This is a genomic window from Methylobacterium segetis (genome assembly GCF_004348265.1).
Taxonomy (GTDB): Bacteria; Pseudomonadota; Alphaproteobacteria; order Rhizobiales; family Beijerinckiaceae; genus Methylobacterium; species Methylobacterium segetis.
The window spans coordinates 18,000-39,828 of the sequence record NZ_SMNT01000052.1; the positions used below are offsets into that span (position 1 = coordinate 18,000).

The following is a 21,829-nucleotide window of genomic DNA, read 5'->3' on the forward strand; positions in this document are numbered from 1 at the left end:
CGCTCCTCAGTCGAACCCGAGGAATTCGAACAGGTCGCGGTCCTTCATCGGGATCGCGTCGAGCGGCTTGCCGCCCGCCCAGAGGTAGGCCGCGAGCCGCAGATACTCGGCCTGGACGGCCTCCAGCTCCGGCGTCGGCTCCATCTCGAAGAGGGTGGACTTCTTGAGGCGCGAGCGCCGCACCACGTCGAGGTCCGGGAAGTGGGCGACCCGTTCCAGGCCGACCGCCGCGTTGAAGCGGTCGATCTCGTCGGTCTTGGCCGAGCGGTTGGCGATCACCCCGCCGAGGCGGACGTTGTAGTTCTTCGCCTTGGCGTGGATCGCGGCCACGATCCGGTTCATCGCGAAGATCGAGTCGAAATCGTTCGCGGTGACGATCAGGGCCTGCTCGGCGTGCTGGAGCGGCGAGGCGAAGCCGCCGCAGACCACGTCGCCGAGCACGTCGAAGATGACGACGTCGGTGTCCTCGAGGAGATGATGCTCCTTGAGCAGCTTCACCGTCTGCCCGACCACGTAGCCGCCGCAGCCGGTGCCCGCCGGCGGTCCCCCCGCCTCCACGCACATCACGCCGTTGTACCCCTCGGCCACGAAATCCTCGATCCGCAGTTCCTCCGAGTGGAACTGCACCGCCTCGAGCGCATCGATCACGGTCGGGGCGAGGCGCTTTGTCAGCGTGAAGGTCGAATCGTGCTTGGGGTCGCAGCCGATCTGCAGGACGCGCTTGCCGAGCTTCGAGAAGGCGACCGAAAGGTTCGACGAGGTCGTGGACTTTCCGATGCCGCCCTTGCCGTAGATCGCGAACACCTTGGCGGTGCCGATCTTGACGTTCGGGTCGAGCTCGACCTGAACGCTGCCTTCCGGCTGCTTTCGCGCGGCGACGGGGTTTCGGATGGCGATGTTCATGCGGCGACTCCCGCGGTGATGCCTTCGAGGCGATCCTCAAGCTCCTCCTCGGCCCGGTCGAGCGCTTCGCGCGTCGCCGCGTCGGGAGACCAGAAGCCGCGCTCGTGCGCCTCGATGAGGCGGTGGGCGACCTTGGCGGAGGCGGTGGGGTTGAGGGCCGCCATGCGCTCCCGCATGGCGGGGTCGAGCACGTAGGTCTCGGTGATGCGCTCGTAGATCCAGGGGGCGACCTCGTTGGTCGTCGCCGACCAGCCGACCGTGTTCGTGAGGTGGGCCTCGATCTGGCGGACGCCCTCGTAGCCGTGGCCGAGCATGCCCTCGACCCATTTCGGGTTGAGCATGCGGGTGCGGGTCTCCAGCGCCACCTGCTCGGAGAGGGTGCGCACGCGCCCCTCCCCGCGGGTCTGGTCGCTGATGTAGATCGGCACGCTGGCGCCCTTGGCGCGGGCCACCGCCCGACCCATGCCGCCGAGCCCATCGAAATAATGGTCGACGGAGGTGACGCCGACCTCGACCGAGTCGAGGTTCTGATAGGCGAGATCGACGGAGGCCAGCACGCTTTGCATCAGCGCGCGCTGCGGGGCCGGCTTGCCCGTGCGCCCGTAGGCGAAGGATTTGCGGCGCGAGAAGGTCTCGCACAGCTCGGCCTCGTCGTCCCAGCGGCCGGTCTCGACGAGGTGGTTGACGTTGGCGCCGTAGGCCCCTTCCGCGTTCGAGAAGACGCGGAGTGCGGCCGTCTCGAGGTCGATGCCCTGTTCGGCCTGGATGGCGAGGGCGTGCTTGCGCACGAAGTTCCGTTCCGCCGGCTCGTCGGCGGTCGCCGCGAGGTAGGCGGCCTCCGCGAGGAGCTTCGTCTGCAGCGGCAGGAGATCCCGGAAGATGCCCGACAGTGTCGCGACAACGTCGATGCGCGGCCGCCCGAGCCGGTCGAGGGGAATCAGGCTGGCGCCGCAGAGCCGGCCGTAGCCGTCGAAGCGCGGCTCGGCGCCCATCAGTGCCAGAGCCTGGGCGATCGGGCCGCCCTCGCTCTTCAGGTTGTCGGTACCCCACAGGACGAGGGCGACGCTCTCGGGAAGGGGCCGCCCTTCCTCGGCGTAGCGGGCGAGGATGCGCCCGACCTGCCGCGCCCCGTCCGCCACCGCGAAGGCGGAGGGCAGGCGGTAGGGATCGAAGCCGTGGATATTGCGGCCGGTCGGCAGGATGGCGGGGTTGCGCAGGAGGTCGCCGCCCGGGACCGGCGGGATGAAGCGGCCGTCGAGGGCGCGCAGCAGGGCCGGCACCTCGTGGTCCTGCGCCAGGAGCCGGTCGGCGTCCGCCAGCGCCGCGAAGGCCGTCCTCTGCGTCTCGTCGAGGGGCAGGCCCGCGAGTGCGAGGGCGGCGTCGATCCCGGCGCCGGCGACCAGCGCCTCGATGCCGGCGCGCGAGGGCGCGATCCCGTGGGAGGCTTCCGCCAGGGCGGTGAGGAGATCGACCCGCTCTACCGGGGGCGTGCCCGCGCCGACGACGTGGAGCCCGTGCGGGATCAGCGTGTGCTCGAGTTCGCTCACCGCGCGCCCGAGCGCGGCGACCTGCTCCGCGGCATCGACATCCCAGGCCGGATCGTCGCCAAGGAGATCGAGGGCGGCGGCCTGGCTGCGGATGAGGGAGGCGAGGTCGCGCCGCTCGGCCTCCGCCTCGGGCTCCAGGCCCCGCCAGCGCTCGATCGAGCCCTTCAAGTCAATCAGCCCGCGGTAGAGCCCGGCCTGGGCGAGGCTCGGTGTCAGGTAGCTGACGAGGGTCGCGGCCGAGCGGCGCTTGGCGAGAGTCCCCTCGGACGGGTTGTTGGCGGCGTAGAGATAGACGTTCGGGAGGGCGCCGATCAGCCGCTCGGGCCAGCAGGCGGCCGAGAGCCCGGTCTGCTTGCCGGGCATGAATTCGAGTGCCCCGTGCGTGCCGAAATGCAGCACGGCGTCGGCGGAGAAATCGTCCCGCAGGTAGCGGTAGAAGGCCGAGAAGGCGTGCGTCGGCGCGAACCCCTTCTCGAACAGGAGCCGCATCGGGTCCCCCTCGTAGCCGAAGGCCGGCTGCACCCCGACGAACACGTTGCCGAACTGCGCGCCGAGGACGAGGAGGCTCGCCCCGTCGCTGTTCTGGCGCCCGGGTGCCGGACCCCATTGCGCCTCGATCTCGTCGAGATGGGGCTCGCGCCGGACATGGTCGTCCACGGCGATCCGCGTGTGGACGTTGGCGGCGGTCCCGAACCGGCCCGCATTGCCCCCGAGGATGCGCTCGCGCAGATCCTCGACCGTCTCCGGCACCTCGACGGTATATCCGTCCGCCGCCATGCCCTTCAGGACGTTGTGGAGCGAGGCGTACACGGAGAGGAAGGCGGCGGTGCCGGTCGCGCCGGCATTCGGCGGGAAGTTGAACAGCACGATCGCGACGCGACGCTCGGGGGCCGGCCGCTTGCGCAGGCTCACGAGGCGCGCCACGCGCTCCGCGAGGCGCTCGACCCGCTCCGGATCCGCGCTCATGTCCCGGCTGTTGCGATTGCCCGAGCGTAGGGAGCGCCCGCCGAAGACGGTCGGCGCGGTCGCCCCGTCGAGTTCGGGAATCGCGACCATCATCGTCGCCTCGACCGGCGAGAGACCGCGGTCCGATTCCGCCCATTGCTCGACCGTCTGGAATTCGAGCGCGTGGGCCGCGAGGTAGGGCACGTCGAGGCTACGCAGCATCGCTTCCGCGGCGGCCGCGTCGTTGTAGGCGGGACCGCCGACGAGGGAGAAGCCGGTGAGGGAGACGAGGGCGTCGATGGTCGGGCGCCCGTTGCGCCGGAAATAGGCCTCGACCGCGGGCCGGTTGTCGAGGCCGCTCGCGAAGGCGGGCACCACGCTGAGCCCCCGTGCTTCGAGGCCGGCGATCACGGCGTCGTAATGGGCCGTGTTCCCGGCGAGCACGTAGGAGCGCATCAGCAGGAGGCCGACGCGACCCTTCGCCGGCCCGGACGGACGCGGAAGGGCCGCGGGATCGTCGCCGACCCGGCCCGGCAGGCGCGGATGGTAGAGGCCGGTCTCCGGATAGCTCAGGGGCGCGGGCGCCGCCGCGATCTCGCGCCAGGCCGCTCGCTCGCCCGAGGCGTAGCGGCCGACGAGGAAGCGGACGAGGCTCGACACGTTCTCGTCCGAGCCGGAGAGCCAGTATTGCAGCGTCAGGAAATAGGCCCGCACGTCCTGCGCCGAGCCGGGGATGAAGCGGAGGATCTTCGGCAGGTTGCGGATCAGCGCCATCTGCCGGCCCGCATTGCCCTGGGCCGGACCCTTGCCCCGCAGGCGCTTCAGGAAATCGAGGGCGCTGCGCTGCGACCCGTCCATGTTGAAGCGGTTGAGCCGCGTCGTGCGCACGATCTCGGCGGCCGAGAGGCAGCCGATCATCGCGTCGCAATCGGGGCGACGCGCGAGGAGCGCCGGCAGGATGGCGCGCACGTGCTCGTCCATGAACAGCATGGCGCTGAGCACGATGTCGGCCCGCGCGATGTCCCGGCGGCAGGCTTCGACGGCGGCGGGATCGGCCTCCCAGTCCGCGGCGGCGTGGAAGCCGAGGACGAGGCCGGGCATCTCGCAGGCCAGCGTCTGGCGCGCGCGCTCGACGGCGCTCGCCAAGTGGTTGTCGAGCGTCACGATGACGACGCGGATGTCGGGCCGCTCAGCGGCCGAAATGCGCTTTGGCATCGTACAGGGTCTCGATGGTGATGAGCGCGAGGGCGCGCTCGCGGGCGAAGCGCTCGGTGTTGGCGCGGGCCTTCCCGCGCACGAAGAACGGGATCTTCCTCAGTTCCTTCTCGGCCTCGGCCGCCCAGGCGATCGAGGCGGGCGCGGCGACGGTGACGGTGGTGACGGGCTCGGGCGGCACCGTGCGGGCCTTGCCGCCGAGATGCGAGGGCGCGGCGCCGTCGTGGAACTCCCGGTCCTCGCGGAACATGCCGAGGAGGTGCTCCTCCAGGCCCATCATCAGGGGGTGGACGAGGGTGTCGAACAGGACGTTCGCCCCCTCGAAGCCCATCTGCGGGGAGGTGCGGGCCGGGAAGTCCTGCACGTGGACGGGCGCCGAGATGACGGCGCAGGGCAGCCCGAGGCGCTTGGCGACGTGGCGTTCCATCTGCGTGCCGAGGACGATCTCGGGCGCGGCCGCCTGGATCGCCGCCTCGACGTCGAGATAATCGTCGGTGATCAGCGCCTCGATGCCGTGCTCGGCCGCCTCCGCCCGCACCTCGCGGGCGAATTCCCGCCCGTAGGTGCCGAGGCCGACCACCGCGAAGCCGAGTTCGGAGCGCGCGACCCGGGCGGCGGCGAGCGCGTGCGTCGCGTCGCCGAAGATGAAGGCGCGCTTGCCCGTGAGATAGGTCGAATCGACGGAGCGCGCGTACCAGGGCGCCCGCGAGCCGTGCTCGGCGAGGACCGGCGCGGGGTCGAGGCCGGCCAGCGCGGCCACCTCCTCGACGAAGCGCGTCGTGGCGCCGAAGCCGATCGGCACCGTCTCGACCATCGGCTGGCCGAACGCCTTCTGCAGGTATTGCGCGGCCGCGCGGGCGATCTCGGGATAGAGCACGACGTTGAAGTCGGCCGCCCCGAGGCGGGCGAGATCGGTGGGCGAGGCGCCCATCGGCGCCGTCACGTTCACGTCGATGCCCAGGCGGTTCAGGAGTCCGCGGATCTCGGCGACGTCGTCCCGGTGGCGGAAGCCAAGGGCGGTCGGCCCCAGGATGTTACAAAGGGGGCGCCGGCCCTCGGCGCCCAGGCGCGGGGCTCCTGGTGCGGGCGCTGGTCCAGACAGCGCGCGCACCAGTCGGTAGAAGGTCTCCGAGGCGCCCCAGTTCTCCTTCTTCTGGTAGGCCGGCAATTCCAGCGGGATGACGGGGATCGGCAGGTTCAGGGCCTTCGCGAGGCCGCCCGGATCGTCCTGGATCAGTTCCGCCGTGCAGGAGGCGCCGACGATCATCGCCTCGGGCCGGAAGCGCTCGTAGGCCTCGGCGCAGGCGCTCTTGAAGATCTCGGCCGTGTCGGCGCCGAGGTCGCGGGCCTGGAAGGTCGTGTAGGTGACCGGGGGCCGCGCGTCGCGCCGCTCGATCATCGTGAAGAGCAGGTCGGCGTAGGTGTCGCCCTGCGGCGCGTGCAGCACGTAGTGCAGGCCGCGCATCGCGGTGGCGACCCGCATGGCGCCGATATGGGGCGGTCCCTCATAGGTCCACACGGTGAGCTGCATCGTCAGACCTCCAGCCGCGCGCGGCGCAGGAGGGGCCGGGCGAACAATTCGGCGAGGTCGCCGGCCTGCTCGTAGCCTTGGATCGGGGTGAACAGCAGCTCGATCGACCATTTCGTCGCGAGCCCCTCCGCCTCGAAGGGGTTGGCGAGCCCGAGGCCGCAGACCGTGAGGTCGGGCCGCGCCGCGCGCGCCCGGTCCATCTGCGCGTCGAGGCTCTGGCCCTCGACGACCCGGGTGCCCGGCGGCAACAGCGCCAGCTCCTCGGCGAGATGCGCCCGGTGCAGGTAGGGCGTGCCGACCTCGGCGAGCTCCATCCCCATCTCGCGGGCGAGGAAGCGGGCGAGCGGCACTTCGAGCTGCGAATCGGGGAAGAAGAAGGCCCGCTTGCCGGAAAGCCTCTCCCGATGCGGCGCGAGCGCCCGCTCGGCGCGGGCGATGCCCGGCGCGGTCGCCGCGGCAAAGCGCGCCTCCGGCACGAGGAAGGCGTCCGCCGCCGCCCTCAGCCAGCCCGTCGTGCCCTCCGAACCGAGGGGGAACGGGGCGGCGATTCGGGTCGCGCCGCGGGCCTCGAGCGCCCGCGCGGTATCCGCCAGGAAGGGCTGCGCGAGGAGGTAGGACGTGTTCGGCCCGACCGGCGGCAGCGCGCCGGCGCGCCGCGCGGGCAGGACGTGGACGGGGCCGATGCCGAGCTCCGAGAAGAGGCGCAGGAACTGGTCCTCGACCACGTCGGCGAGCGCGCCCACGACGAGGAGGGAGGGCGCCGCGTTCGGCGCCTCGCGCGGCATCTCGGGCACGAGCGCGGCGAGGCAGGCATCCTCCCCCTGCGTGAAGGTCGTCTCGATGCCGCTGCCCGAGTAGTTCAGGACCCGCACGGCGGGCGCGAGGCGCTGCGACAGCCGCAGGGCCGCGCGGCTCAGATCGAGCTTGATCACCTCCGAGGGGCAGGAGCCGACGAGGAACAGGAGGCGGATGTCCGGCCGCCGCTCGATCAGGCGCGAGACGACCCGGTCGAGCTCCTCGTTCATGTCGGCGAGGCCCGCGAGGTCGCGCTCGTCGATGATCGCGGTGGCGAAGCGCGGCTCGGCGAAGATCATCACGCCGGCCGCCGACTGGATCAGGTGCGCGCAGGTGCGCGAGCCGACGACGAGGAAGAACGCGTCCTGGATCTTGCGGTGCAGCCAGACGATGCCGGTCAGCCCGCAGAACACGGCGCGCTGGCCGCGCTCCTGCCGGAGGGAGACGCCGCAGCCCTCGGAGGGCGCGGGGGGGAGCGGGGCGTGCGCGTTCATCGGGCCGCCCCCGTCGCGAGCCTGAGTCGCGGCGCCGATTGCCTGCGCGCGGCCCGGAGCTTCAGTAGGAACTGGGCCGCGTTGACCGCGTAGGCGGCGTAGGCCGCGAGCGCGAGCCACATCAGGCCCTGAAGCGGGAGGAGGCCGAGCCCGAGCGCCGCGAGGTAGGCGGTGTGCAGGGCCAGCACCAGCATGCTGACCACGTCCTCCCAGAAGAAGGCCGGCGCGAACAGGTAGCGCCCGAACACCGCCTTCTCCCAGATCGAGCCGGTGACCATGATCGCGTAGAGCACGAGGGTCTTGGCCACGACCGAGAGGTTTGCGGCGGCTTCGCCCTCCCCCGTCGACAGAGTGCGCAGCACCAGCGCGAGACTCACGAGGAAGACGAGGAACTGGAGCGGCGCGAGGATGCCCTGGACCAGCGTCCAGGGACTGGCGTCGCGGCGAGCCCGCTCTGCCGGCGTGTAGAGCGGCGGTCGTTTCGGCTGGCCCAGCGGACCCATGCTAACGCCCCATTCCTGCCCAGGGCCGGCCTCTCGATGGGCCGGCTCGAAAGGAGCCTAGGAATTGGCCCGACGAGTGTCAACCACGCTTTACGTCAAGAGCGGATGACAATGTTCGCGGGACGGAAACGGCCGAGCATTGCCAAAGCCGCCAATCGGCGTATCGTGATACCTGAAGTCGCCCCGCGAAGAGGGCGTGATCAATCCGGAAACCCCGTCTCGGCGCTGCACGTCGAAACACAGCAAGAAGCCGTCTGCGACATTGGGAGGGACCAATGGACGACGTCAGGCGTTTCGGCGGCCGAATCGCCAAGGGGCATCTCGCGCAGGAGATGGCGCGGGCCTGCGAGCGCGAGGCTGAGGATCAGGCCGAATCCGAGGAGCCCGTGATCCGCGCGAACGGCCATCTCGCCCGCGTGGTCGAGGCCGAGATCATCCCCCGGCTCATGCTCGCGCACGCGCCGTCCGCTTCGTCCCCCCGCCCGTTCCTGAGGGGGGGCCGAAAGCCGACGCCGGCCGAGATCGCCACCTTCTCCGATCTCGTCCTCGCGCCTCCGGGCGAGGAGGTCGAGGACCGCATCGAGGCGCTGATCGCCGACGGCCTGAGCCTCGAGAGCCTCCTGCTCGACCTCCTCGCCCCGACGGCGCGCCATCTCGGATACCTCTGGGAGGAGGATATCTGCGATTTCGCGGATCTCACGGTGGCGATGGGTCGGCTGCAGCGGATCATGCACGACCTGTCCCTGCGCTACGCGGCCGAGACCTTCGACCCTTTGCGCGGCCGTAACATCCTGCTGTGCCCCTGCCCGGGCGAGACCCACATCTTCGGGCTCTCGATTCTGGAACGGTTCTTCCGCGATGCCGGTTGGGATGTGGTCGGAACCGCCCTCGACGCCACGGCCGATCCGCTGGGTCGCGCCGCAGACGAGTGGTTCGACGTCGTCGGCTTCTCCCTGCACTGCGAGGTTCACCTGCCCAAGTTGACGGAAGCCGTGCACAACATTCGCCGGCGATCACACAATCCCGGCGTGCGCGTCCTCGTGGGCGGGGCGATTTTCGTGGACAACCCTGGCTTGGCGAAACTCGTCGGTGCCGACGCGACAGCGGCGGATGCGCGTTCCGCGGTGGCCATTGCCGAAAGCTTGCTTGATCTGCAGGCCAGAGCCTGCTGAAAGACCCGCTCACCGACATCACAACCTGGTGATCATTGACCAGTCTGGCGAGCACTGCCGCGCATGCAACCGCCGCGGCCCTACCCGAAACTCTCGGCGCCCTCGGCGGAGGCGCTGCGGGGCTCCTCGTTGCGGCCGCGATGGACCTGTCGCTCGTCATCGACGCGCAGGGCATCATCCGCGAGGCCGCCTTCGGCGAGGCCGATCTCGTCGCGGAGGGCTGCGAGGCCTGGGTCGGCCGTCGCTGGATCGACACGGTGACCGTGGAGAGCCGCCCCAAGATCAGCGCGCTCCTGCAGGATGCGGCGCCGAACACGGTGACGCGCTGGCGGCAGGTGAATCATCCGTCGAGCCGCGGCATCGACCTACCCGTGCGCTACGCCTCGATGCGCCTCGCGCCGGATGGGCCGATCATCGCGATCGGGCGGAACCTGCAGGCCACGGCGGCCCTGCAGCGGCGGCTCGCGGAGACGCAGCAGGCGCTGGAGCGCGACTACCTGCGCCTGCGTGGGGCCGAGACCCGCTATCGCATGCTGTTCCAGCTTGCGAGCGAGCCCGTCCTCGTGGTCGACGCGAGCACCCGCCGCGTCAGCGAGGCGAACCCGGCCGCCGGGAATCTGATCGGGCGCCCCGAGAAGCGCATCCTCGGGCAGGACGTGGTCGATCTGTTCGACGCCAGCGCGACGCGCAGCCTCGAAGCGCTTTTTGCCGGCCTGCGGATCACGGGCCAGGCCGACGAGATCGTGGTGCGCCTCGCCAACGGCCGCGGCTCGACCCGGGTCGCCGCCTCGCTCTTCCGCCAGGAGAATGCGGCGAGCGCGCTCCTTCGGCTCAGCATCCCGAACGAGTCAGTGCGGAGCTCCCACCGCGCGGGCGGCTCGGTGCTCGAGGTGATCGCCGGGCTGCCCGAAGCGTTCGTGGTCACCGATCTGTCGCGGCGTATCCTGACCGCGAACAACGCCTTCCTCGACCTCGCGCAGCTCGCCACCGAGGAGCAGGTGCGGGGCGAGCCGCTCGAGCGCTGGCTCGGGCGCGAGGAGACGGAAGCCTCCGCGCTCTTCGCGACGCTGGCCGAGCACGGTTCGGTCCGCCATTTCGGCACGAGCCTGCGCGGGCAACTCGGCTCGGTGGAGGACGTTGAGGTTGCCGCCGTCGCCGTCCCCGGCGGCGATCACCCCTGCTACGGCTTCAGCATCCGCGGCGTGCCGCGCCGCGCCCTCTCCACGATCGTGGGCGGGCACGAGCTGCCGCGCTCGGTCGAGCAGATGACCGAGCTCGTCGGGCGGATCTCGATGAAGAATCTCGTGCGCGAGACGACCGACATGATCGAGCGCCTCTGCATCGAGGCGGCCCTGCGCATCACGCGCGACAACCGGGCCTCCGCGGCGGAGATGCTCGGCCTCAGCCGCCAGGGACTCTACGCTAAGTTGCGCCGCTACGGCATCGGCGATCTTGACACTCTCGACGGAGCCGATGCCGAGACATGACACCGAGGGTCTCCAAAGAGACCGTCTGTCAATTCGCGATGACACCCAAATCTGTCTATAGATATTGACAGTGCGGCGGCCGGAAAATAGCGTCGGCCCATGGCAACGCCGGCCCCTAGCGCACTCATCGAGCTCCTGAAGCCGATCACGTGGTTCGCGCCGATGTGGGCCTTCGCCTGCGGGGTCGTTTCCTCAGGCCAATCCCCGCAGGGTCAGTGGCCGGTGATCGCTGCCGGAATCGTGCTCGCGGGCCCGCTCGTCTGCGCCACGAGCCAAGCCGTCAACGACTGGTACGACCGCCACGTCGACGCCATCAACGAGCCGGACCGACCGATTCCCTCCGGGCGCATGCCCGGACGCTGGGGCTTATACGTCGCCGCCGCCTGGACGCTCCTCTCGCTCGCGGTCGCGGCGGCCCTCGGGCCCTGGATCCTCGGCGCCGCCCTGTTCGGCCTCGTCCTCGCGTGGCTCTACAGCGCCCCGCCCCTGCGGCTGAAGCAGAACGGCTGGTGGGGCAATACGGCGGTCGCGATCTGCTACGAGGGGCTGCCCTGGTTCACGGGAGCGGCCGTGATGGCCGCCTCCATGCCCGACCGGCGCATCCTCGTCCTCGCCGCCCTCTACTCCATCGGCGCCCACGGCATCATGACGCTGAACGACTTCAAGTCCGTCGAGGGCGATACCCGCACCGGCATCCGCTCCCTGCCCGTCCAGCTCGGCACCGACCGGGCCGCGCTGTTCGCCTGCTGGGTGATGGCGCTGCCGCAGGTGGCGGTCGTCCTCTGCCTGCTCGCGTGGCAGCGGCCCTGGCATGCGGGGACGGTCGGCCTGCTGCTTCTCGGCCAGCTCGTCCTGATGCGCGCCCTCCTCGCCGCGCCGCGGGCGAAGGCCGCCTGGTACAACGGCACCGGAACCACGCTCTACGTGATCGGCATGCTGGTCGCCGCCTTCGCCCTGCGGCCGCTCCTCCAGGGGGGCGCCTGATGCAAGCGGCCGGCTTCTCCTGGGCGCAGATCGCGCGACTCGGCCTCGTGCAGACCGCCCTCGGCGCGGTCGTGGTGCTGATGACCTCGACCATCAACCGCGTGATGGTCGTCGAGCTCGCGCTCCCGGCCATCGTCCCGGGCGCCCTCGTCGCCCTCCACTACGCGGTCCAGGTGCTGCGCCCGCGCTGGGGCTACGGCTCGGATGTCGGCGGGCGGCGCACGCCCTGGATCGTCGGCGGCATGGCCGCCCTCGCCCTCGGCGGATTCGGCGCGGCCTGTGCCACCGCCCTCTGCGAGGTGGATCGCACTGCAGGCCTCGCGCTCGCCGTGCTCTCCTTCCTCACCGTCGGCATGGGCGCCGGGGCGGCCGGCACCTCGCTCCTCGTGCTGCTCGCCACCGGCGTCGAGGCGCGCCGCCGGGGGGCGGCGGCCACCATCGTCTGGGTGATGATGATCGCGGGCTTCGCGGTGACGGCGCCGCTCGCCGGCCATTTCCTCGATCCGTTCTCGGGCGCCCGCCTCGTCGCGGTCTCGGGCGCGGTCTCGGCCATCGCCTTCGCGGTGGCCTGCCTCGCCGTCATCGGCGTCGAGCCCCACCGCCCCGCCGAGGCGCCGGCGCCGGAGCGCAAGCCGCCCTTCCTGCAGGTCCTGGCGCGGGTCTGGGCCGAGCCGCAATCGCGGCGCTTCACCGTGTTCATCTTCGTGGCCATGCTCGCCTACAGCGCGCAGGAGCTGATCCTCGAGCCCTTCGCCGGGCTCGTCTTCGCCATGAGCCCCGGCGTCACCACGAAACTCGCCGGCCTGCAGCACGGGGGCGTGCTCGCCGGCATGCTGTTCGTGGCCGGCGTGACGATGGGCATCGGCGGCCCCGTGCTCGGCTCGCTGAAGCTCTGGACCGCGATCGGCTGCGCCGGATCGGGCGCCGCGCTCGTCGGCATCGCCGGAGGCGGCCTCGTCGGGCCGGACTTTCCCCTGCGAGCCCTCGTCTTCGCCCTCGGGCTGTTCAACGGCATCTTCGCGGTCGCGGCCATCGGCTCGATGATGGCGCTGGCCGGCGCCGGCGGCGAGGCCGAGCGCGGCACGCGCATGGGCGTCTGGGGGGCCGCCCAGGGCGTCGCCTTCGGAACGGGCGGCTTCCTCGGCACCGTGGCGGTCGATCTGACCCGCCTCGCCATGCCGGAGCCCGTCCACGCCTACGCGGCCGTCTTCACCGGCGAGGCCCTCCTCTTCGTCGCTGCGACCGTGATCGCGCTCCGCGTCGAGCACGCCGCCGAGACCCGGGTGCCCCGCGCCCGCCGCGCCGCGATCCTGCGGTTCGAGCCCCGCTTCTAGAGGAGTCCCGCCATGACCGAGCCGGCCGAGCCAGAGACCTTCGACGTGGTGGTGGTCGGCGGCGGGCCGGCGGGGGCGACGGCGGCGACCGACCTCGCGCGGGCGGGCCGGCGCGTCCTGCTCCTCGACCGGGGCGGGCGCATCAAGCCCTGCGGCGGAGCCATCCCGCCGCGGCTGATCCGCGACTTCGCGAGTCCCGACGATCTCATCGTCGCTCGCATCCGCTCCGCGCGGATGATCTCGCCGGCCGAGAAGCGGGTGGACATGCCGGTGGGCGACGGCTTCGTCGGCATGGTCGACCGGGAGCATTTCGACCCCTGGCTGCGGCGGCGCGCGAGCCTCGCGGGCGCCGAGCACCGCACCGGCACTTTCGAGCGCATCACGCGTGAAAACGGGCAGGCGACCGTGCATTACCGCGCGGCCGGCGCCGAGGCCCGCGTGCGCGCCCGCCTCGTCATCGGGGCCGACGGTGCGACCTCGCCGGTCGGCCGCGCCGAGATCCCGGGACATGCCGGGATGCGGCAGGTCTTCGCCTATCACGAGATCGTCCGGCCCCCGGAGAGCGGCGGCGATTACGAAGGCAGCCGCTGCGACGTGTTCTACCAGGGCAAGCTCTCGCCGGATTTCTACGCCTGGATCTTCCCTCACGGCGACACGATCAGCATCGGCACGGGCTCGGCGCACAAGGGCTTCTCGCTGCGCGGCGCCATCCGCTCCCTGCGCGCCGCGACCGGGCTCGATTCGGGCGTGACCCTGCGCCGGGAGGGCGCGCCGATCCCCCTGAAGCCCCTGAAGCGCTGGGACAACGGCCGGGACGTGCTGCTCACGGGGGACGCCGCCGGGATCGTCGCCCCGGCCTCGGGCGAGGGCATCTACTACGCGATGCTCGGCGGGCGCCTCGCGGCGGAGGCGGCGGATTCGTTCCTGCGAACCGGCGAGGCGCGGGACCTCGCCTCGGCGCGCCGCCGCTTCATGAAGCTGCACGGGCGCGTCTTCCTGATCCTGCGGATCATGCAGTGGGTCTGGTACCGGAACGACGGTCTGCGCGAGCGCTTCGTCTCGATCTGCCGCGACAAGGACGTGCAGCAGCTGACCTGGGATTCCTACATGAACAAGGAGCTGGTCCGCGCCAAGCCCGCCGCCCACGCGCGCATCTTCTTCAAGGACCTCGCGCATCTGTTCCGCTGGGTCTCGCCGTGACGCAGGCGGGGCCGGATGGAGCGACCTACCTCGTCGCGGGCGCTGCGGCCCTCGCCGTCGCCCTGGCCGGCGGCCTCCTGACCGCCGTGGGGCCGCGCAGCCGCGCCCTTCGACGACCGGCCTGGAGACCGCCGGACTGGGCCTTCGGCCCGGTCTGGGCCGTGATCTTCGCGATGATCACGGTCTCCGCCGCCCTCGCCTGGAGCGCCGCCGCCGACGTCTCGGCCCGCGCTGTCCTGCTCGCCGCCTACGCCGTGAACGCCGTCCTCAACATCGCCTGGAGCGGGCTGTTCTTCCGGGCCGAGCGGCCGGATTGGGCGCTCCTCGACATCGCCCTCCTCTGGCTGTCGATCCTCGCGCTCATCCTCGTCTCGCTGCCGCTCTCCCTCAAGGCGGCGCTCCTGCTCCTGCCCTATCTCGGCTGGGTCGGCATCGCCGCCTGCCTCAACCTCGCGATCGTGCGGCTGAACGGCCCGTTCGGGAGGGCATGAGATGGCGGAGTGGGTGACGAGCGGGCGCATCGTCGATCTCATCCTCGCCCTGGTGGCCCTGGAGGCCCTGGCGCTCCTCGCCTACCGGGCTCGCACCGGCCGCGGCCCGGCGCCCCCCGCCATCCTGTGCAATCTCGGCTCGGGCGCCGCCCTGATGCTCGCCCTGCGCGCGGGCCTGACCGGGGCAGCATGGTGGCAGATCGCCGCCTGCCTCGCCCTCGCCCTCGTCGCCCATCTCGGCGATCTCGCCCTTCGGCTGCGCGAGCGGCGTCCTTTTGGTCGCACGGCACGATTTCGTGAGCCAGGAACTTGCGCCGATCAGGCCGCGTTCAACGCGGAAATCCGCCCTGATCAAGTCTAGATCCCGCCTCAGCCGCCGGAGGTCAAGCATTATGCGTAGCATTCTCGCACTTGCTGCAACTTCCGGATTTATAGCGGGCACGGTGATCTCACCGTCCCCATCCCTGGCGCAGGCGTCGGATGCCGAACTCGTGAAGCGGGGCGAGTACTTGGTCACGGCCGGCGATTGCGTGGCCTGCCACACCGGGCCGGACGGCAAGAAGTTCGCGGGCAATTACGCGCTGAACACGCCGATCGGGAAGATCATGACCCCGAACCTGACGCCCGACAAGGAGACGGGCCTCGGCAACTGGACGGAGGAGGAGTTCTACCGCGCCTTCCACGACGGCATCGGCAAGGACGGGTCCTATCTCTACCCCGCCTTCCCCTTCGCCTGGTACACGAAGGTGACGCGCGACGACGTGAAGGCGATTTACGCCTACCTGCAATCGCTGGAGCCGGTGAGCAACCCGCGCAAGTCGAGCGAGATTCCCTTCCCCTTCAACGTCCGCACCGCGCTCATCACGTGGCGCACGGCCTTCTTCACGGCGGGCGAGTTCAAGCCGGACCCGAACGCCAGCGCCGAGGTGAACCGCGGCGGCTACCTCGTGGAGGGGCTCGGGCACTGCGGCATGTGCCACAACGAGAATAAGATCGTCGGCAACAGCGGGCTCGCCGGCAAGCTCGGCGGCGGCGTCATCGACGGCTGGTACGCGCCCAACATCACCCCCGACGACCACCAGGGCATCGGCTCGTGGAGTGACGAGCAGGTGGTGACCTACCTCAAGACCGGGGCCGCGCCCGGCAACAAGCCGGGCGTGGCGGCCGGCCCCATGCGCCAGACGATCGAGGAATCGCTGAGCAAGCTGACGGATGGCGACCTCAAGGCGATGGTCGCCTACCTGCGCACGCAGCAGGCGAAGGAGACCTACAAGGTCAAGGATCTGCAGGCCTTCAACCAGCCGAACGCGCCGGGCGCCTCAGTCTATCTCAGCTACTGCTCCTCCTGCCACAAGCCGGACGGCAAGGGCGTCGAGGGCGCGATTCCGGCGCTGGCCGGCAACACCTCGGTCCAGTCCGCCGGCCCGCAGACCGTGATCAACGTCGTGCTGGGGGGCCTCGCGGCCCAGAGCGGCTACGCCTCGATGCCGGCCGTCGGCCAGGGCATGACCGACCAGCAGATCGCCGACGTGACCGACTACGTCCGCAATTCCTGGGGCAATGCCGCCCCCGTCATCGAAGACCGCGGCATCGTCTCGCAGGCGCGCGGCAGGATCCAGACGATGCTGGCCGGCAACGCCCCCTGTTCGGAGATCGGCAACGAGGCGCTCGCCAAGGTCATCGCGGCGAACGGCGTGGCGGACGCCCTGCGCAACCTGAAGCAGGACGAGTTCGTGCCGCGTCTCTCCACCCTCGTGCCGAAGCTGAAGGCGGAGGCCGCGGGGGCGAGCGACGACGAGATCGTGAACGGCCTCACCGCCACCTTCTGCAAGGTCGCCAAGGACACGAACTTCTACGCCGACGCCCCCTGGCACGCGGTGATCGGCAGCTTCGGCAACGTGGCCTACAGTCAGGTCCGCAACCCGGAGAAGCAGGCGAGCACGCAGGTCCCGGCGGGCCCGACCCCGAGTCGAAACTGATGCGCGGCGGCCGGGGACGTCCCCCCGCCACGTTGCCGCAGAGGCGCGCCGCAGCGGAACGATCGCGGCGCGCCGGTGTTGGCCGGCGATCGTCCGATCGGGGGACTTTCGGGAAGGGGTCTGGGCCGCCTTGAGCGGCGCCGCGATGTCCCACCGGAGTGGAGCCGACGGCCATTTCCGGGCAGCAGGAGCATCGCGATGGATCTCGGGATCAGCGGACGCGTCGCCGTCGTCACCGGCGGCGATTCGGGCATGGGCAGGAAGAGCGCGGAGTACCTCCTCCGCGAGGGCGTGAAGATCGTCCTCACCGACGTCGACGAGGACAAGGTGCAGGCGGCGGCCCAGGAACTCGCGAGCCTCGGCGAGGTGCGCGCGGTCGCAGCCGATCTCAGCGGCATGGCGGGCGTCGAGACCCTGAAGGCCTTCGCCGACACCGCCTTCGGGCGCAAGCCCACGATCCTCGTGAATGCGGCCGGCATCACCGGCGCCACGGGCGACTTCCTCGAACTCAGCGACGAGGATTGGCTGGAGACGATCCAGGCCGACCTGATGGTGGCCGTGCGCGTCGCCCGCGCCTTCATTCCCGGCATGCGCGAGGCCGGCTGGGGCCGCGTCGTCCTGTTCACCTCCGAGGATGCCGTGCAGCCCTACGTCGAGGAACTGCCCTATTGCGCGGCGAAGGCCGGCCTGATGAACCTCACCAAGGGCCTCTCCAAGGCCTACGGGCCGGACGGCGTGCTCGTGAACTCGGTGGCGCCCGCCTTCGTCGCCACGCCGATGACCGACGCGATGATGGAGAAGCGCGCGAAGGAACTCGGCGTCTCCTTCGACGAGGCGATCGAGTCCGTCCTCGACGAGAAGCGCCCCGGCATCGTCGCGAAGCGGCGCGGCCGCGCCGAGGAGGTCGCCGCGGCGGTCGCCTTCCTGTGCTCGGAACAGGCGAGCTTCATCACCGGCGAGAACCTGCGCATCGACGGCGGTGCCGTCCTGACGATGGGCAGCTGAGCACCGGGCGCGGCGTGGCGCGGAAGGGAAGTCGGTTCGATGCGTGAGATCGCGTGCGACGTGGCGGTGATCGGGGCCGGAACGGCGGGCATCGCCGCCCACGCGGCGGCGCGCAGGGCCGGTGCCCGCGCCGTCCTGGTCGAGGCCGGGCCCGGCGGCACCACCTGCGCGCGCGTCGGCTGCATGCCCTCGAAGCTCCTCATCGCCGCGGGCAAGGCGGTGCAGGGAGCCCGCGAGGCCGGGCTGTTCGGCCTCGATGTGCCCGAGATCCGGGTCGACGGGCGGGCGGTGCTGCACCGCCTCCGGTCCGAGCGCGACCGCTTCGTCGCCCTGGTCCGCGACGGGCTCGACGATCTGCCCGAGGATGCGCGCCTGTCCGGCCGCGCCCGGTTCGAGGATGCGGGCACGCTTCGTGTCGGCGAGGACACCCGCCTCGGCTTCCGCGCCGCCATCGTCGCCACGGGGTCGAGCCCCGCGATCCCGGAGCCGCTCCGGGACCTCGGCGACCGCGTGCTCACCACCGACACCCTCTTCGAGATCGAGGATCTGCCGCGCTCGCTCGCCGTCGTCGGCGGCGGCCCCGTCGGGATCGAGATCGCCCAGGCGATGGCGCGCCTCGGCGTCGAGATTGACGTGTTCGATGCCGGGGCCGCCCTCGCCGGCCTGTCCCACCCCGATCTCGTCGAGGCGGCCAACGCAGTCTTCGGCGCCGGCATGAACCTTCATCTCGGCACGGAGATCGTGGAGGCCGCCCGCGAGGGCGAGGGCGTGCGGGTCGCCTGGACGGCGAAGGACGGCGAGCGCCACGAAGGCCGCTTCGATCGGATCCTGGCCGCCGCCGGGCGCCCCCCGAACCTGTCGGGTCTCGGTCTCGACGCCGCGGGCCTCTCCCTCGGCGAGAAGGGAATGCCGCGCTTCGATCCGCGCACCCTCCTGTGCGAGGGCGGCCCGGTCCTCATCACCGGCGACGCGAACGGCATCCGTCCGATCCTGCACGAGGCGGCGCGCCAGGGGCGCATCGCGGGCGAGAATGCCGCCGCCCTCGCGGCCGGCCGGCCGCTCGCCGCGCCGGAGCCCTGGGTGAACCTCGCCATGGTCTTCACGCACCCGCAGGCCGCCCTGGTCGGCGCGCCCTACGAGGCCGACGCGGCGGGCGCGCGCATCACCGGCGCCATGAGCTTCTGCGATCAGGGCCGCGCCCGCATCGAGGGAGAGAACTCGGGCGGCCTGCGGATCTGGGCCGACCGGGGCGGCCGGCTGCTCGGCGGCGAGATGCTGGGGCCGGGCGTCGAGCACCTGTCCCAGTATCTCGCCCTCGCCGTCCAGCAGGGCCTGAGCGCCGCCGAACTGCGCGACCGCCCCTTCTACCACCCGACCCTGGAGGAGGGCCTGGAGACGGCTCTGGCCGAGATCGCGCGGGCGGTCGCTCGCTGAGCGGAGGCTGCGGCAACGTTAACGTGCATCAACATCCATCCAATCCGGAGATCGGTCCCCCGAGGATTGCACTCGGCGGAACGCCCGTTCATACCGTTGGGCACATGAGGATTGCCCGTCACCGATGCCGCTGAACGATCCTGCCGGCGGCCCCATCGATCTCGATTCGCTCGGGCCCGACGGGCTCGATGACCTCGATATTGGGGTGATCGGGCTCGATCGCTCGGGCGTGATCGTCGCCTACAACGATGCGGCGAGCGCGTTCAGCGGCCTGTCGGCCTCGGCGGTGATCGGCCATCATTATTTCCGCGAGGTGGCGCCGGCCACGAACCTTCCGAGCTTTCACGGGCGCTTCCTGTCGGGCATCCGCCGCGGGCGGCTCGACGAGAGCTTCGAGTTCGTGTTCGGCCGCGTGCCGCAACCCTTGCGTGTTCGCGTCGAGATGCGCCAGGGACGCGACCATTACTGGATGACGCTGACGCCGCTGCAGGCGGTCGGCGCGGGCGAGCGGCGCGAGGCGGTGATCGCCGCCCTGGGCAATCGGGCCCGCGCCGAGCCGGTCGACCCGAGCCTGTGCGAGCGCGAGCCGATCCACATCCCGGGTTCGATCCAGCCGAACGCCGTGATGATCGCCGCCGGTGCCGCTGATCTGGTGATCCTCGCGCACAGCGTGAACGTGCACGAGACGCTGCCCGACGACGGCCGCACCCTGAGCGGCCGCCGCCTCGACGCTGTCCTGCCCCGCTCGTTCGTCGACGTGATCCGCGCGCGCCTCGCCTCCGGCACCCTCGATGACGGGCGCTCCATCCGCCGCACGATCCGCCTGCCCGGCCGGGGCCAGACCGCGAACGCCTACTTCGCCGTGGCCCATGCCCATCTCGGCCGCGTGATCGTCGAGATGGAGATGGCTCCGGAACTGCCGGAGGATTTCGCCGTCGCGACGCAGACCGACACGGAACTCTCCGTGGCGCGCCTGCGCAGCGCCGAGACGCTCGGAACGGTCGCCCGCATCGCCGCCCTGGAGGTGCGCGCGCTGACCGGCTTCGAATGCGTCCTCGTCTACCGCTTCGATGCCGACTGGAACGGCGAGGCCATCGCCGAGGACAAGGTGGCGGACTGGTCGCGCACCCTGCTCGGCCTGCGCTTCCCGGCCTCCGACATCCCCGCCCAGGCCCGGGCGCTCTACACCAAGGCGAAGAGCCGCTTCGTGATCGACCGCGACAGCGTGCCGGTCCCCCTCGTCGCCGCGCCGCCCGCCGGGAACGGGCCGATCGACCTCACCTTCGCCCAGCACCGCACGCTCTCGCCGATCCATCTGGAATATCAGCGCAATCTCGGCGTGAACGGATCGATGTCGATCTCGATCATGGTCGAGGGCAAGCTCTGGGGCCTGATGATCGGGCATCACCGGCAGCCGCATTACGTGGCGCCGGAGACGCGCGCCGCGGCGACCGTGATCACCGACGCCTTCGCCATGCGGGTGCAGGAGATCGAGGGGCGGCGTCTCTGGGCAGAACAGCAGGCGCATCTCGACACCGAAGGCCGCCTCGTGCGCGAGCTGACCCGCTCCGACGATTTCGTCGGCGCGCTGACGGCGGGCACGATGACCCTGCTCGACCTCTTCGGGGCGACCGGCGCGGGCGTCGTCTCGGCGGGCGGCGTCACCCTCATCGGCAAGACCCCGGCCGAGGCCGAGGTTCGGGACCTCGCCGTCTGGCTGAGGGAGCACCTGCCCGCGGAGGCCTCCTCCTACGCGTCCAGCGCCTTCTCCGCCGAATTCCAGCCGGCCGCCGCCTATCGCGAGATCGCGAGCGGGCTACTCGCCGCCTTCGTCGACCCGGCGCGGGAGCACCTGCTGCTCTGGTTCCGTCCGGAAGTGCCGAGCACGGTGACCTGGGGGGGCGACCCCCGCAAGCCCGTCCTCCCCGGCAGCGGCCCCGTCGCGGTGCTGCCCCGGCGCTCCTTCGAGCGCTGGGTCGAGGAACGGACGGGCTTCGCCACGCCCTTCGCCGACTGGCAGGTCTCCCTGGCCCAGTCCCTCGCGCAGGCCGTCGAGGGCGTGGTGCTGCGCCAGCGCCGGAAGATCGACGAGCTGACCGGCCTCCTCGCCGACAAGGAGAAGCTCCTCACGCAGAAGGACATACTGACCCGGGAGATCGACCACCGCGTCAAGAACTCGCTCCAGATCGTCTCCGCCTTCCTGCAGATGCAGCGCCGGCAGATCGCCGACCCGGATGCCCGCCAGGCCTTCGCGGAGACCTCCGCGCGGGTGATGAGCGTCGCCCGGGTGCACGACAGCCTCTATCAGGCCGAGAGCGTCGAGGAGGTCGATCTCGGCCAGACCATCGAGAACCTGTGCAGCGATCTCGCCGGCATGGCGGGCGACGGCCACGCGGTCGAACTCGTGGCGGAATCCGGCGTGATGGTGCCCTACCGCAAGGCGGTGGCCCTCTCGCTGATCGCCACCGAACTCGTCACCAACGCGTTCAAGTACGCCGCGGGACCGACCGGGGGCGGCCGCGTCGAGGTGAGCGTCTCCTCTTCCGCCGGGGGCGGGGTCCGGCTCAAGGTCTGCGACGACGGCGGCGGCATGCCCGAGGGCTGGGCCGAGGCGAGGCCCCAGGGGACGGGGCTCGGCATGAAGATGATCCGGGCGATGCTCGACCAGATCAACGCCCGCATCGAGGTCGCCAACACGCCCGGCGCCTGCTTCACGATCACCGCGTGAGCGCCGGAAGCGGCCTGCACGCCCGCCTGCGGGCGGAGACCGCGGCGGCGCACGAGGCGCTGGAGCGCGACCTCGACTGGGA

At 71.3% G+C, this 21,829-nt stretch carries 16 protein-coding genes; 11 read left to right on the top strand and 5 right to left on the bottom strand.

The genetic code is table 11. From position 1 onward, the window contains the following. Positions 1-6: 6 nt before the first annotated feature. From bchL to bchF, 5 genes are read right to left on the bottom strand one after another with little or no spacing between them, the layout of a single operon-like run. Complete coding sequence (gene bchL, locus E1J50_RS14560; RefSeq protein ID WP_132254557.1) at positions 7-903, bottom strand: ferredoxin:protochlorophyllide reductase (ATP-dependent) iron-sulfur ATP-binding protein; 897 nt, start codon at positions 901-903, stop codon at positions 7-9. Next, on the bottom strand, positions 900-4,610 hold the full coding sequence (locus tag E1J50_RS14565; protein ID WP_132254558.1) for a magnesium chelatase subunit H: 3,711 nt from the start codon (positions 4,608-4,610) through the stop codon (positions 900-902). Before E1J50_RS14565 ends, bchL begins: the two co-directional genes overlap by 4 nt. Further along, positions 4,585-6,141 (bottom strand): ferredoxin:protochlorophyllide reductase (ATP-dependent) subunit B, encoded by a 1,557-nt coding sequence (gene bchB, locus E1J50_RS14570; protein WP_132254559.1) that lies wholly within the window; start codon positions 6,139-6,141, stop codon positions 4,585-4,587. The genes E1J50_RS14565 and bchB overlap by 26 nt, the downstream gene beginning before the upstream one ends. Before the next feature lie 2 nt (positions 6,142-6,143). After that, the gene (locus E1J50_RS14575; RefSeq protein WP_132254560.1) at positions 6,144-7,430 is read right to left on the bottom strand and encodes a ferredoxin:protochlorophyllide reductase (ATP-dependent) subunit N; all 1,287 of its coding nucleotides are present in this window, start codon (positions 7,428-7,430) and stop codon (positions 6,144-6,146) included. Next, positions 7,427-7,933 carry a 2-vinyl bacteriochlorophyllide hydratase gene (bchF, locus tag E1J50_RS14580; RefSeq protein ID WP_132254561.1) on the bottom strand — a complete coding sequence of 169 codons (507 nt, stop codon included), beginning with the start codon at positions 7,931-7,933 and terminating at the stop codon, positions 7,427-7,429. The genes E1J50_RS14575 and bchF overlap by 4 nt, the downstream gene beginning before the upstream one ends. Positions 7,934-8,208: 275 nt before the next feature. Here bchF and E1J50_RS14585 point away from each other — a divergent pair, with 275 nt between their 5' ends. The 11 genes from E1J50_RS14585 (at position 8,209) to E1J50_RS14635 (ending at position 21,747) form a co-directional block, all read left to right on the top strand. Beyond that, a complete protein-coding gene (locus E1J50_RS14585) occupies positions 8,209-9,105 on the top strand; it encodes a cobalamin B12-binding domain-containing protein (protein WP_245516580.1) in 897 nt (298 codons plus the stop codon). Between the two features lie 35 nt (positions 9,106-9,140). Then, a complete protein-coding gene (ppsR, locus tag E1J50_RS14590) occupies positions 9,141-10,592 on the top strand; it encodes a transcriptional regulator PpsR (protein ID WP_207919215.1) in 1,452 nt (483 codons plus the stop codon). 99 nt (positions 10,593-10,691) lie between these two features. Next, positions 10,692-11,576, top strand: coding sequence for a chlorophyll synthase ChlG (gene chlG, locus E1J50_RS14595; RefSeq protein ID WP_132254563.1), 885 nt, complete (start codon positions 10,692-10,694; stop codon positions 11,574-11,576). Further along, a complete protein-coding gene (locus tag E1J50_RS14600; RefSeq protein ID WP_132254564.1) occupies positions 11,576-12,910 on the top strand; it encodes a BCD family MFS transporter in 1,335 nt (444 codons plus the stop codon). Before chlG ends, E1J50_RS14600 begins: the two co-directional genes overlap by 1 nt. A gap of 12 nt (positions 12,911-12,922) precedes the next feature. After that, on the top strand, positions 12,923-14,110 hold the full coding sequence (locus E1J50_RS14605) for a geranylgeranyl diphosphate reductase (RefSeq protein WP_132254565.1): 1,188 nt from the start codon (positions 12,923-12,925) through the stop codon (positions 14,108-14,110). Then, positions 14,107-14,601 carry a TspO/MBR family protein gene (locus E1J50_RS14610; protein WP_132254566.1) on the top strand — a complete coding sequence of 165 codons (495 nt, stop codon included), beginning with the start codon at positions 14,107-14,109 and terminating at the stop codon, positions 14,599-14,601. Before E1J50_RS14605 ends, E1J50_RS14610 begins: the two co-directional genes overlap by 4 nt. Position 14,602: 1 nt before the next feature. Then, entirely contained in the window at positions 14,603-14,962 is a 360-nt protein-coding gene (locus tag E1J50_RS14615; protein WP_245516581.1) for a hypothetical protein, read from the top strand. A gap of 31 nt (positions 14,963-14,993) precedes the next feature. Next, positions 14,994-16,580: a c-type cytochrome gene (locus E1J50_RS14620; RefSeq protein ID WP_132254567.1), complete on the top strand. Its 1,587-nt coding sequence runs from the start codon at positions 14,994-14,996 to the stop codon at positions 16,578-16,580. A gap of 198 nt (positions 16,581-16,778) precedes the next feature. Next, on the top strand, positions 16,779-17,585 hold the full coding sequence (locus E1J50_RS14625; RefSeq protein WP_132254568.1) for an SDR family NAD(P)-dependent oxidoreductase: 807 nt from the start codon (positions 16,779-16,781) through the stop codon (positions 17,583-17,585). Between the two features lie 39 nt (positions 17,586-17,624). Then, complete coding sequence (locus E1J50_RS14630; RefSeq protein ID WP_132254569.1) at positions 17,625-19,019, top strand: dihydrolipoyl dehydrogenase; 1,395 nt, start codon at positions 17,625-17,627, stop codon at positions 19,017-19,019. Between the two features lie 124 nt (positions 19,020-19,143). Beyond that, entirely contained in the window at positions 19,144-21,747 is a 2,604-nt protein-coding gene (locus E1J50_RS14635) for a histidine kinase dimerization/phosphoacceptor domain -containing protein (RefSeq protein WP_132254570.1), read from the top strand. Positions 21,748-21,829: the final 82 nt, after the last annotated feature.